This is a genomic window from Halobacillus sp. (assembly GCF_049282395.1).
Taxonomy (GTDB): domain Bacteria; phylum Bacillota; class Bacilli; order Bacillales; family Halobacillaceae; genus Halobacillus.
Window position 1 is genome coordinate 1 of the sequence record NZ_JBAPTY010000432.1, and the last position, 12,298, is coordinate 12,298.

Annotated in this window: 13 protein-coding genes; all 13 read right to left on the reverse strand. The window is 40.9% G+C overall.

Annotated elements, in window-relative coordinates; translation table 11 throughout:
• A partial coding sequence (locus WAM07_RS17930) for a ribonuclease E/G (RefSeq protein ID WP_422168756.1) occupies nt 1-1,395 on the reverse strand: 1,395 nt, incomplete at its 3' end.
• Between the two features lie 11 nt (nt 1,396-1,406).
• The gene (locus tag WAM07_RS17935; RefSeq protein WP_422168757.1) at nt 1,407-2,264 is read right to left on the reverse strand and encodes a site-2 protease family protein; all 858 of its coding nucleotides are present in this window, start codon (nt 2,262-2,264) and stop codon (nt 1,407-1,409) included.
• Nucleotides 2,251-3,021: a peptidoglycan DD-metalloendopeptidase family protein gene (locus WAM07_RS17940; protein WP_422168758.1), complete on the reverse strand. Its 771-nt coding sequence runs from the start codon at nt 3,019-3,021 to the stop codon at nt 2,251-2,253. The genes WAM07_RS17935 and WAM07_RS17940 overlap by 14 nt, the downstream gene beginning before the upstream one ends.
• 133 nt (nt 3,022-3,154) lie before the next feature.
• Nucleotides 3,155-3,952 carry a septum site-determining protein MinD gene (gene minD / locus WAM07_RS17945; protein WP_089748931.1) on the reverse strand — a complete coding sequence of 266 codons (798 nt, stop codon included), beginning with the start codon at nt 3,950-3,952 and terminating at the stop codon, nt 3,155-3,157.
• Nucleotides 3,945-4,631, reverse strand: a complete 687-nt coding sequence (gene minC, locus WAM07_RS17950) for a septum site-determining protein MinC (RefSeq protein WP_422168759.1) — start codon at nt 4,629-4,631, stop codon at nt 3,945-3,947. Before minC ends, minD begins: the two co-directional genes overlap by 8 nt.
• Before the next feature lie 37 nt (nt 4,632-4,668).
• Nucleotides 4,669-5,196 (reverse strand): rod shape-determining protein MreD, encoded by a 528-nt coding sequence (mreD, locus tag WAM07_RS17955; protein ID WP_422168760.1) that lies wholly within the window; start codon nt 5,194-5,196, stop codon nt 4,669-4,671.
• Nucleotides 5,193-6,074 carry a rod shape-determining protein MreC gene (gene mreC / locus WAM07_RS17960; RefSeq protein ID WP_422168761.1) on the reverse strand — a complete coding sequence of 294 codons (882 nt, stop codon included), beginning with the start codon at nt 6,072-6,074 and terminating at the stop codon, nt 5,193-5,195. The genes mreD and mreC overlap by 4 nt, the downstream gene beginning before the upstream one ends.
• Before the next feature lie 11 nt (nt 6,075-6,085).
• Complete coding sequence (locus WAM07_RS17965; protein ID WP_422168762.1) at nt 6,086-7,126, reverse strand: rod shape-determining protein; 1,041 nt, start codon at nt 7,124-7,126, stop codon at nt 6,086-6,088.
• Nucleotides 7,127-7,285: 159 nt separating this feature from the next.
• Entirely contained in the window at nt 7,286-7,957 is a 672-nt protein-coding gene (gene radC, locus WAM07_RS17970) for a RadC family protein (protein ID WP_041601678.1), read from the reverse strand.
• Between the two features lie 59 nt (nt 7,958-8,016).
• Nucleotides 8,017-8,583, reverse strand: a complete 567-nt coding sequence (locus tag WAM07_RS17975; RefSeq protein WP_422168763.1) for a Maf family protein — start codon at nt 8,581-8,583, stop codon at nt 8,017-8,019.
• A 162-nt stretch (nt 8,584-8,745) separates the two neighbouring features.
• Entirely contained in the window at nt 8,746-9,588 is an 843-nt protein-coding gene (locus tag WAM07_RS17980) for a hypothetical protein (RefSeq protein ID WP_422168764.1), read from the reverse strand.
• Between the two features lie 153 nt (nt 9,589-9,741).
• On the reverse strand, nt 9,742-10,494 hold the full coding sequence (locus WAM07_RS17985) for a prepilin peptidase (protein ID WP_422168765.1): 753 nt from the start codon (nt 10,492-10,494) through the stop codon (nt 9,742-9,744).
• 654 nt (nt 10,495-11,148) lie between these two features.
• Nucleotides 11,149-12,298: diguanylate cyclase (locus WAM07_RS17990; protein WP_422168766.1), on the reverse strand; the 1,150-nt coding region annotated here is incomplete at its 5' end.

The following is a 12,298-nucleotide window of genomic DNA, read 5'->3' on the forward strand; positions in this document are numbered from 1 at the left end:
CATTTCACGAATCATGTCCACGGACCCTTCAAGCTCAATTTGATAGTGAGAAACGCTTGGATCCTCCCTAACAAACAGCTCCTGTGGAATTTTACTAGATATACTGCCTGAAAGCAATTGTTTTTTAACGATTTTAAGCTGAGGATTTATAGATAGCAGAATAGCTTCCTGGTTTTTTCCCACCCCAAAAAGAAGTTCTCGTTCAAGACGGAAAACGGCCGTTTCAATCGTAAACACAGGTTCAGGATTTTCCTGTAATAATTGGAAGGGGCTCATCCATTCGTTTTTTCTAGTGATTTCCATTAAACCTAAGCGTGTAATCCCTAAAATCTGCGTTCGTACTAAATCCTGTTTCGCCAGCTTCTTCATCTCTTTTATGAGTCGTTCAGCAGCTGAAGTATCTTTCATAGATATAAAATCCACCATTATTATTCCAGAGATATTTCTTAAACGCAGCTGCCTGAGAATCTCTTTGCCTGCCCGCCTGTTTACATCTGAAGTTTGTGAGTTGGAAAAAGCTTTTCCTTTATATTTGGAACTATTTACATCAATAACTGTCATCGCTTCCGTTATCTCTATTACAATCTCGATTCCTCCCTCAATCTCCAGGCGAGAGTTAATAAGCTCCATTTGCAGATCCTGTAAACTGCGCGCTACTTCATTTGTTCGTTTAGGATTCCAGCTGATCTTATCCTTAATCGAGGGGTATGTATTTTTTAATCGTTCGCTTTCCTCGACCCTATCTACTATGATCGTTTCCAAGGAATTTAGCGGGAACTTTCTAATTAACTGGTTAGGAATAATTTCATCTTTCCATAAGAGACGTGGAGGCTTTCTAAGCTGTTGCGTTGTTATTTTCAACCACTGCTCCTTTAACACTTCCAGCTCCTTCAGAACTTGAGCGGGGTTAACATCAGCGGCAGCCGTGCGGATAATACAGCCTTCTACAGAGCTCAGCCTTTCCTCAAGTTCTGATTGAAGGTGAGTTGTTGAAGCAGGCGTTAGTTTCTTCGAAATAGAAGTTTTCCCTCCATAGGGCTGATAGATTGTATAAAGGCCTGGAAGAGTGATATCTGCACTAACCTGCGGCCCTTTATTACCCTTAGATTCTTTTATTACCTGGAGAAATACATACTCTCCTTCTTTTAAAGTGGTATGAATCGATTCTTTAGCCCATGGAATAGCAGGCTTCCTTAGAAAAGCATGCTTCCCTTCTCCTATATCAACAAAGGCCGCCTGAAGTCCATGGTCAATGTTCTGCACTCTGCCAACAAAAACAGCCCCAGTAAGTGCCTTTACTCCGGGGCGGTCTATCACATATTCATTGATGCGATTATTCTCTATCACCACTCCTGTTTTCTCAGAAGTTAGTGTATGGAAAACGATTTCCCTCATGTCATCCCTCTTCATAATGCAATTTTAGGTAGATCCCTTAAGCGTAAATCAGAATCTTTCTTTTCAAAATACGCTTGCAGGCATTCTTGCTCATCTACTATATAGAAAAGGGGGAACTCTTTCAATACATAAAGATGATTTCGATTGCTTCTAATATTTTTCAGTGCATCTCGTACCAGCATTTCTTGGGGAACATTTACATATACAGGTCTTAAATGACGGCGGTCCTCAAGAGCACAATGCATTAAATACCTCATTTGTGTGTAAGTTCGTCTTCTCCATTCCAGAACATTTTCCACAATTAAAAAAGCAGCCAGAAGAATACCCGCAAACGTCCATCGTTCGTCCAGCGTAAGCCAACTGCCAATCAGAAGCATAGCAAGAAATGAAAAGAATAAAGTAAGCATGAGGCTTCTTCTGAAACTTGCTGCCTGATTCATCATATAAAATATTATTTTCCCTCCATCTAATGGCCAGATCGGAAGAAGGTTGAACAGGAGTATAACTCCATTATAAAAACCAGCTACACTTAAGAGCGGATGAGGTCCCATAGTTACTTGCAAGATAGTAAGTACAGCAAATATCCAAATGTGCTGCAGCGGTCCTGCCAGAATCACGGTTACTTGCTCACGAAAAGGACGTGTATTATGTTCTTCACTGACCACAGCACCTCCGAACAGCCAGAACTCTATTTTCGTAACTCTCCATCCAAAATGCTTAGCGGTAAAAAAGTGCCCCAGTTCATGGATCATAACAATAGAAAACAGGATAACAAATTCATAAATAGCCCCAGTTAAGAATGCAGATATAGCTAATAAAAAGAAGAGAGGATGAATATGAATGCTCGGGATAAAATTAAGAACTTTCATCCACTTTTATTACCTCTACAGGATCTAAGTATCTTTCGTCTTTCTCAATGGCAAAAAAGAACTCCGCTGATTTCCCTTCTTCCGATTTTACAGAGCCTACATTCCTTTGGGCTTGTACATGTTCATAAAGATGAACATCAATGGAGGATAAATATCCATAAATGCTTTTCGAGCCATCTTCGTGCTGCACAATTACGGTCTTTTGAGTATCTTCATCATTTCCTGCAAAAATAACGGTTCCTTCTCTAACAGCCTTAATCTCTGAATTATTTTCAGTCGTTAACACTATGCCCTTTCCATCATTCTGAAAAGATGTAGTGACGGTTCCACTCACGGGCATGGCGAGATTTTCCTCCGTGGAGGATTGTTTTGGAGCAACCACCTGTAAAGGCTCACCAAAGCGTTCACTATACCAGGCCGTAACCTTAGCAAATGGAAAGTCCTCCTGAAGTTGAGAAGTTACCCAATCCTCGGGTCCGTTAAGGAAAGTAATATCTGTCTGTTTGCCTAGTGCTACAGCAGCAAATAATAGAACAGAAAAAAACAACTGAACCCCCAGACGACTTGTCTCTTTTTGGGACTCAGGAAGAGGTCGCTTTTTTTCATAATCACTTCTTGTTACTAAAGGTGGATAGCCATGCATTTCTTCATCCTGAGGTGGAACAAACGACTTTTTAGGAAGCTCGTAGCTGCCCTGAACCTTTTTTTTCTTACGCTCAGATATATTTTTACGGACATGTTCAATGTCTCTCTTCAAAATAATCCCTCTCTTTCCGCCACCTTTTTTTACATTCTATGGGGATAGAGAAGGATATATGTGTAAAAGCTTGTCCGCTGCCCTAAGAAAAGAGCGGCCTGTTTAATTAAAAACAAACCGCTCTTTACAAAAATTATGTGCGCATTCCAAAGAAGCGTTTTACTTTTGAGAACATTCCATTATCTTCATCTAAATTCATTAGCGGCACCGCTTCACCCAATATTCTGCGAGCTATGTTTCGGTAAGCTATCGAAGCTCTGGAATTTGGTTTCATTGCTACTGGCTCTCCGCTATTAGATGCAGTAATGACTGAGTCATCATCTACCACGATACCAAGCAAATCGATGGATAAGACCGAAACGATTTCGTCTACATCCAGCATGTCTCCGCTTTTCATCATGTGATTTCTTATACGATTTATAATAAGTTTCGGAGCTTCTATTTCTTCCTGTTCAAGAAGACCAATTATGCGATCTGCGTCTCTAACACTTGATTTTTCAGGTGTTGTAACGACCACAGCTTTATCAGCGCCAGCCACAGCATTTTTATATCCTTGTTCAATTCCGGCAGGGCAATCGATAATAATGTAGTCATAGTCTTGCTTCAATTCTTCCACAATTTCTTTAATTCCTTCTGGAGTCACCTCGGATTTATCGGAAGTCTGGGCTGCCGGCAATAGATGCAGACAGTCAAAACGTTTATCGGTTACAAGAGCTTGTTTTGTTTTGCAACGTTCATTTACTACATCCACAATATCGTAGATAATACGATTTTCAAGCCCCATCACAACATCTAAATTCCTGAGACCGATATCTGTATCCACCAGACAAACTTTTTTGTTCTGTAAGGCCAAAGCGGTCCCCAGATTGGCGGTAGTTGTGGTCTTTCCAACCCCTCCCTTTCCGGAGGTAATTACTATCGCTTCACCCATTGCTCATTCTCCTTTCAAAACTTGCAAGATCCGGTTTCTTCTTCACAACTTCCTGTAATCGGTCGATGCGAATCTTCCCTTCCTGTTCATCAATAAATCCGCACTCCATATATACACCTTCCGTTTCATAATCAGGAGCACGACTAACCTGGTCAGCAATTCGTAATTGGCTCGGCTGCATATAAGAGGCAGCAATAACTGTCTCTGTGTCCCCTTCAATCCCGGCATGAGCTACACCTTTGAGGCTGCCAAGCACATATACATTGCCAGTCGCCGAAATACTTCCCCCTGGATTAACATCTCCAATTAGCAGTAAATCCCCGCGCACCTCCACCAATTGTCCAGAACGGATGGTCTTGGCGATCGGAGTAATTTCTGTATTCTCTTTCCATTCAAAAGCCTCTTTTTTCGTAATAACATCTGATTCAATACGATCGACTACAAGCTTTTGCTTTTCTTTAATAAGGTCGACAAGTTCCTCTTTCTGTTCGTTCGTCACAAAACGTTTACCCAATTGAATCGTCACATGAATCATAGGTTCTTCATCAGTAATGCCTTTCATAGACAGCTTACTTTGTAATTCCTTCAGAATATCCTTGTAAGCACACTGATCGTCTAAACTAAGTGTCAATCCATCTCTAGTTCCTTTAATTAATACTTTCTGATCGTTTGCCGTCACAGGCTGTCACCTCAGACCTTAGACATTTTACAAAATTCTAAGCGTTATTTATTACTTCTGACCACTGCGTAACCCGATCCTTCACGACTGGATATAAAATAATAAAGAAGATCATATTAGCTGCCACAGTAGGCAGCAGTCGCAGGATTAGGTAAGTACCCCATGGCATAGAAGTGATTTGTACAAATGAATAGATTACGTATAGTAATGTATCGGACAAAATGATCCCAAGGATCACTAATAGTGAAGCACCGATAAAATTCGAATGAATCGTCCTATTAATACCGTGAATTACGTAGATGACCAGTGCATAAGTTACCATGTAAACTCCAAGTATGCCAGTATAAACAATATCGAGCAATAGACCAAATGCCATCCCGTACCAAACCGCAAAATAAGTCTTGTCCCGATCAAAAAATATAGCAACTATTAATAAGAAAAGAAGTACCCAGTGAGGGGTCATTAATAGATTTGAATATACAAGCTTAGAGGGTAATAAACTCATAGCCATCCCCTGCATCACTAAAAGAAGCAGACAGATCAGAGCGATGTAATACCTTTTCATGAATCTCCATCTTCTTTCTGATCCTCATTTTCCACGGTCTGCATGGAGCGGTCCACCACGATAACATGGTTGATATTAAATAGATCAGCAAAAGGTTTTACGTAGGCGGTTTTTGTTAAACCGAACTGATCGTTAACAACCTCTTCCACTGTACCTATTCGCAGATTACTAGGGAAAACACCGCCGAGACCTGAAGAAATGACAGTATCCCCGTTTTTCAATTCTTCGTCCAGCTTAATACCTTTCAGCAGTAACCTGCCACTTTCTCCATCGTATCCTTCTATTAAACCAAATGCCTCGTTTTTATCTTTTCTTACCACCCAGGATGAAATCTTATTGGAACGATCAAACCCGCTCAGTAGCTGAACAGTCGAATGAAAGGCTCCAGCGGATTTAATTTTCCCTACCATTCCTTCACTGGTCAATACAGCCATATCCTTGGCCACTCCATGTTCTTCACCTCGGTTAATGGTCATCTGCTCGAACCACCTGTCCGAACTTCTGGCTATAACTGTCGCCTGGATAGGTGAATAATCGCTCAATGATTTCGTTTTCCCCATCGTTTTTCGCAGCTCCGCATTGTCATTCTTTAACCGCTGATTGTCTTTGATTACGCCCTTGTACTCGGAAAGACGCGCTTTTAAAACCTGATTCTGTTCATACACTTCAAACATATTTTGAATATTGTCCACGGAGTTGTCAACTAGACTAACAGGTTTATAGATGATACTCTGCATCCATCCTACCGTATCTTTAAAGAATTTCTCAGGCGTAGTTAAGGAGTCGCGATCCCGAATCGAAAATCCGATCAAAGCAACCAATACAATGAAGCCGATTAATACTGCCATTAATCTTTTTCTTCGGAATAAGCTCGGCATATCTTGACCGCCTACTCCATTTTCGCTCGGCTTGCTACATTAGGCTGGGCTCTGAAATGGTGGATATTTTCGAGAGACTTTCCAGTTCCAATGACTACACAATCCAGTGGTTCTTCTGCAATGAAGACAGGCATCTCTGTACGTTCACTGATGACAGTATCCAAATTCTTAAGTAATGCTCCACCACCCGTTAAGACAATGCCGCGTTCCATAATATCTGAAGCAAGTTCAGGAGGAGTCTTTTCCAACGTATTAATAATCGTTTCAATAATCGTATCCACTGTATCCTTAACGACATTAATAATTTCTTCCGAGTGAACTGTAATCGTTTTCGGAAGACCTGTAAGCAGGTCACGGCCGCGAATATCCATTTCATCATTTCCCTGAATACTGCCCGCACCGCTGAGTTCCATTTTTACTTCTTCTGCCGTTCTTTCCCCAATCATAAGGTTATATTTTTTCCTGACGTGCTGAATGATAGAGTCATCCATCTCATCGCCGGCTACACGAATCGATTGACTGGTTACGATTCCACCCATGGAAAGGATAGCTACTTCCGTAGTACCTCCGCCAATATCTACAATCATACTCCCTGTAGGTTCCCATACAGGAAGTCCAGCTCCGATCGCTGCTGCAAAAGGTTCCGCTATTGGAAATGCTTCTTTAGCCCCTGCTTGCTTAGTAGCATCAATGACTGCACGTTCTTCCACCATAGTAATACCGGATGGAACACAGACCATAATGTTGGGCTTACTCGCAAATGAAGATCTGGTTTTAAGTGCTTTTTGAATGTAGTATTTCATCATTTGAGCTGTGGTTTCATAATCCGCTATGACCCCGTCCTTCATTGGACGAATGACAGTTATGTACGCAGGTGTACGGCCGATCATTTTACGAGCTTCATTCCCTACGGCCAGAACTTCACCTGTTTGATTATTTTTGGCTACAACAGAAGGTTCCCTTACAATAACCCCTTTATCTTTTAGATAAACAAGTGTATTCGCAGTACCTAAATCAATCCCTAAGTCTTGAGAAAATCCAAATAGACCCAATTCAATCTTCCTTTCTAAGTGCCCGCATTGCTCAGGCGGGGTCAGGCATAAGCCTTTTTGTGGATTAGAAGAAGCGCCTATTTATAAGAAGTTCCTATAAATGGCGCCTTTTATCTCCATCTATTCAATTATACGAAAAATTAGATAAAATAGATAGTGTTACAAGTATCCTTTTTCTTTTAAAGAAATAAACTTTCGATCTCCTATAACAAGATGATCCAGTAGTTCGATACCGATCATCTTTCCGCACTCCTGCAATCGTCTTGTTACCTGAATGTCCTCCTGAGAAGGAGTAGGATCTCCTGAAGGATGGTTGTGGGCACATATAATGGAGGCAGCCGAGCGTTTCACGGCTTCTTTAAAAACCTCACGGGGATGTACAATCGAAGCGTTCAAGCTTCCGATGAAGATGGTCTGGCGATGGAGTACCTGGTTTTTAGTATTCAGGAATAAACAAATGAAGTGCTCCTGTTTTAAGTCACGCATTTCTTCCATAACGAAATCGGCTCCGTCTTCAGGGCTGCGAATCATATATCTTTCCACCGGCTTCATTTGCTGCATCCGCTTCCCTATTTCAATAGCCGACATGATCAAAACGGCCTTTGCTACGCCGATCCCCCTGATAGCGGTCAATTCTTCAAGGGTAGCATCTTTTAGTAATAAAATCCCTTCAAAATGAATAAGAAGACGCTGAGCCAAATCCATAACTGACTCTCTTTTAGTGCCGCTTCCTAAAAGAATGGCAAGTAGTTCCTGGTTGGAAAGATGAGAAGCCCCTATTTCCAAGAGTCTTTCCCTGGGACGATCCTCCTTGGGTACATCCTTAATCATAATACTTGCATTTGTCACCCTCTTCGCTCCCTTACAACTCATTCCTCATGTAGAGAAAGTTAGTCCAGCAGCACTCCAAAGGCTTCAAGCTCCCTTACGACCCTAGCTATAGGCAAGCCTACTACACTGTAGTAATCTCCGTGAATATACTTTACAAAAAACGCTCCTTTCCCCTGTATGCCATAACCACCTGCTTTATCCCACGCTTCCCCTGACTCCATATACTTATGAATTTCCTTATCAGATAGGGAAAAGAAAGTAACATCTGTTTTGACAACAAACGTATGGATGTGTTCCTTAGAACGTACTGTGACTCCTGTATGCACTTGATGTGTGCGACCGCTTAAATTTGTAAGAAAACTAAAAGCTTCTCTCTCATCAGCAGGTTTTCCAAGGATCTCTCCATCTATCGATACGAGGGTATCAGCTGTAAGCAGTACTTCATTTTCTTCAATAGGGATAGCCAAGCTTTTTTGTTCTGATAAATAACTGACCGCTTGTTCTGGCAGGATACCTTTTTCCAATTCTTCGTCTGTGCCGGAGACTCGCAGTAAAAACTCGTACCCGGCTTCTCTCAGCAATTCTTTTCTTCTGGGTGATTGTGATCCAAGTATAAGTGTTGGCATTAACTAAGCTCCTTACTCTACATGAGGTATTCTCATTTTACAGGAATCTCTGTCAGTCTTTGATTTACATAAATAGAATTTCCAGTTACCAAAAACAAGTAAAAAAGAAGAATCCAATAGTGAAATTCTTAAAAATTCGTTACATTGAGAGACCTTTATTTTCTATTCCATCATTTTTTCAAGAGAATAAGCTACCTTCAGCCAATTCAAATGATAATCGTCACGTTGCTCCCATTCTTGCAGTGGGGAGATTAACGGAGAATTGGGTTCCTGTTTCTCCAGGGTACTAAGCAGCTTCTGACGATCTGCATCGGAAAGCTGATCAATTGAAAAATTCTCCAAGTGATCGATCATAAACTCAAAAGTTTTGGCTTCTTCTCCTTTAAAGGAGCCTTCCCCCTTCAATACAGACCAGGGTTTTACGTAGGTTTCGATACTACGTGCGGATAACTCTGCAGCTATTTGAGAAGCTTCGGTCTCTGTCTGCGCGCTTCCTGCAAATAAATAAAACTGATGATCCCTTTCCCAAACCATAGAAGAAACAGAAAGAGCAGTCAATTTACTTTTCCACTGGAGGGCTTTCTCTTCTGTTGTAAACACTCCTGCCTGAACCAAGTAGGCTTCAACAGCGTTGGGATTTACAGCAGCAACCTGCTCTGTAACGGCTTCTTCAGAGGGGACTGTGGCCGGCACCATTTCTTTACCAGCGGTAGTTTCGTCTGTCAGGCTAACAAACATACGCAGGAGTAGAAAACCGAGTCCTAAGCTTAATAAGAGTGCTGATGAAGCAGCAATGACCAAATACTTTACTGAATGCTTCTCATACCTCTTTTTCTTAGTGGGTGATTGGTGTGGTTTTCGAATTTCTAATACTGGTATCTCTTCTATCTTATTTGGTCGTGGATCTGAAGCCGCAACCTCCTCTTTCGCCTGGATTATTTCATTTTCAGGATCTTTTTCATTTTCATTGCGGAAAGATATGGTTATTTTTTTATTCGATTCCATCGTTTAATCACTCCTGCAAGGTTTGTCCCAACCCTATCACAGCAACCACAAAAACAACGTTGAAATTTGTCAGCATTGTTTCGACAATTTCACTTGTTGCCTATTCCTGTCCAGTAAGCTTCTTTACAATTATACGATTTGAGGTACCCAAGCCTAAAAGGATGACAGGTATAAAACAACTAAATTTTCTCCATAAAAATACACAATAACTGCAGCGGAAACGATAGAAGGACCAAATGGCACGGGGTCTTTACGACCATTACGTTTCAGACTGATCATGAGCAGACTGGTTACCGTACCGATGAATACAGCTATAAAAAACGTCACCAGTACAAGTTGAGTTCCAAGGAGAATTCCCAGCACTCCTAAAAGTTTCATATCTCCAGCACCCATCCCTCCTTTGCTAAGAATAATAATAAAAGCAATCAAAAGAAGGGATATAAACGCTCCGTTAACTGAGGAATACCAGGGGTGAAGCGGATATACGAATCTATAGATAATAAATAAAGCTGCAAACCATATAAGGAGAAGGTCTGGAATTAGCATGTATCTAAGATCACTGACCGTTACCATGATACTTAAACTAATGAGTAAACAGGCACCCAAAAAAGAAGGTGTCCACCCATAAACGATGTAGGAGAGTAAAAACATAACTCCTGTTAAGGCTTCTACGATTGGATAAGAGAGGGATATGTGAGTACAGCAATGCCTGCATGCACCTTTGGTGAGAAGATAAGAGAAGAGAGGGATCAGGTCGATAGGCTGCAACTTCGTTTGACAATGAGGACATTGAGAGCGGCCAGTAAAAAAGGGAGTTCTTACTGGCAGGCGAATTCCGACTACGTGGTAAAAAGAGCCTAGAATCAGCCCAGTTGTAAGTATATAGAGGGAGAGCAAAGTGTTCATCAATTTCTCCTTTCGGAACAATAAATTTTTTGGGGAGTTTGTAATACTAGAAGGATGTTTTTGTTCAGTTAGCTTATCGTATTTGTTGTGAAGTACTGTGGGGGCTCCATAGGAGTTGGTTTATTCTTTTTAACTCACTATTTCCTCCTTTCTCATTAACTAAATTCAATTATAAAATAAGAAGCTCTGTCTGTCCTCTCCCATTATACCAACTTAGTTAAATCCTAATGTGAACTATTATAATTAAGCTCACGTTTGTGTAAGACTCAGTTTCGAGATAAATGGTGGCCATCACTCTATGTGGAGGAGGGCTGGCGGGGGAATAACTCGTCTTGTTCCATCACCCAGACTCTCGAGACATAAGCCGTTCATCAACGGACGGAAAAACCACCATCCTTTTGATGCTCGGCTTATGCTGTTCGTGTCTTTCGGGGTGATTCCACATTCGCACACTTTCCTATGGCCCTACACGACGCAGGGGCGATCGACGTTGCGTCGTGCAGGGCCGGAAAGCGAATCATCCCCCGCAGGAACTTTAAACTAACCCAATATCTCGAAATCGAGTCTTCAACTATACTGCCCGATTGTATAGTAAATTCTTAATAGAAAAGCACAGCCAGTGTTTGAAATTATATTAAAAACGTCCAATACCGATTATTGGACGTTTGTGTTCATTTGATTATAATTCGCTACCTTATTTCTTCCTTGCTGCTTCGCACCTACATACATCGCTCGATCCGCATGGCGAATTAATTCTAAGGGCTCTTCACAATCATTCGGGTAAACAGCTACTCCTATACTGGCAGTAACATTAATCTCCTGGACCGTCTCCCATCTTAATATGTGATCGTGAGAGTAAAAAGGTTCAGAAGATATGGCATGTTTAATATCTTCAGCTATATTAATGGATTGATCAGCCGCATATCCGGGAAGAAGAATCACAAATTCTTCTCCGCCATAACGAGCAAGCACTCCTTGATTACTTAAAACCATCCGCAGTCTTTCAGATAGCAGACAGAGAATTTCATTGCCACTTTCATGTCCATAGGTATCATTAACTTGCTTAAAATGATCAATGTCTAAAAGAATAAGAGAAATTGGCTTATTTACGTCTTCTTTTTCCCATTTCAAAAATAAATCCTGCAAATAATTTTCAAAGTAACGATAATTGTAAAGTCCCGTAAGAGGGCATCGTTCACTTTCTTCTTTGCGCTGCTCATAATGCCTCGCATTATCAATAGCAACCCCTAGATAATTGCCAAGAATCCTTAGAATCATAAACTGAAATTGTACAAATGCCCGCTTCTTTTTAGAGTAAATTGTTATAATGCCTACAATCTCGTTATTTCTTTCTACAGGTACAGAAAGAACACTTTCCGCATTCTCAGGTGTAAATGAATTCGTCATATGCTTCCACTCAGCTCTCTTTTTATAATGGAAGCTTCCGGATCTTTTCCACGTTGCCCTGCTAACGCCTTCCCCCCTATTCATCTGCACCTCTGAAAAATTCATTTCCCCGGAACGATCAAAGAAGCGGATTAGCTTTAATTGATTTTCGGATAATACATCATAAACATAGATGTAATCAAGAGGCAGCAATTCGCTGAGTCGGTCTACAAATAAGTCAAGAACATCCTTAACCCCAAGTTTCCCTGTAAGTTCATGTCCAATCTTACTAGTTCTCTTTAAGTAGGCATTGATTTCATTGCTATTATGAAAGAGCATTAGCATTCCAGAAATAAAGATAAAAGGAATTCCAACAAAAAACATGGCACTTATTCCAAATTCAAGGAAAACAATATAA

Excerpts from the sequence above, each read along its gene's own strand:
- WAM07_RS17935 (WP_422168757.1), bottom strand. The coding sequence starts at position 2,264 with ATGAAAGTTCTTAATTTTATCCCGAGCATTCATATTCATCCTCTCTTC.
- minD (WP_089748931.1), bottom strand. The coding sequence starts at position 3,952 with ATGGGTGAAGCGATAGTAATTACCTCCGGAAAGGGAGGGGTTGGAAAG.
- mreD (WP_422168760.1), bottom strand. The coding sequence starts at position 5,196 with ATGAAAAGGTATTACATCGCTCTGATCTGTCTGCTTCTTTTAGTGATG.
- mreC (WP_422168761.1), bottom strand. The coding sequence starts at position 6,074 with ATGCCGAGCTTATTCCGAAGAAAAAGATTAATGGCAGTATTAATCGGC.
- radC (WP_041601678.1), bottom strand. The coding sequence starts at position 7,957 with ATGATTAAGGATGTACCCAAGGAGGATCGTCCCAGGGAAAGACTCTTG.
- WAM07_RS17975 (WP_422168763.1), bottom strand. The coding sequence starts at position 8,583 with ATGCCAACACTTATACTTGGATCACAATCACCCAGAAGAAAAGAATTG.
- WAM07_RS17980 (WP_422168764.1), bottom strand. The coding sequence starts at position 9,588 with ATGGAATCGAATAAAAAAATAACCATATCTTTCCGCAATGAAAATGAA.
- WAM07_RS17985 (WP_422168765.1), bottom strand. The coding sequence starts at position 10,494 with ATGAACACTTTGCTCTCCCTCTATATACTTACAACTGGGCTGATTCTA.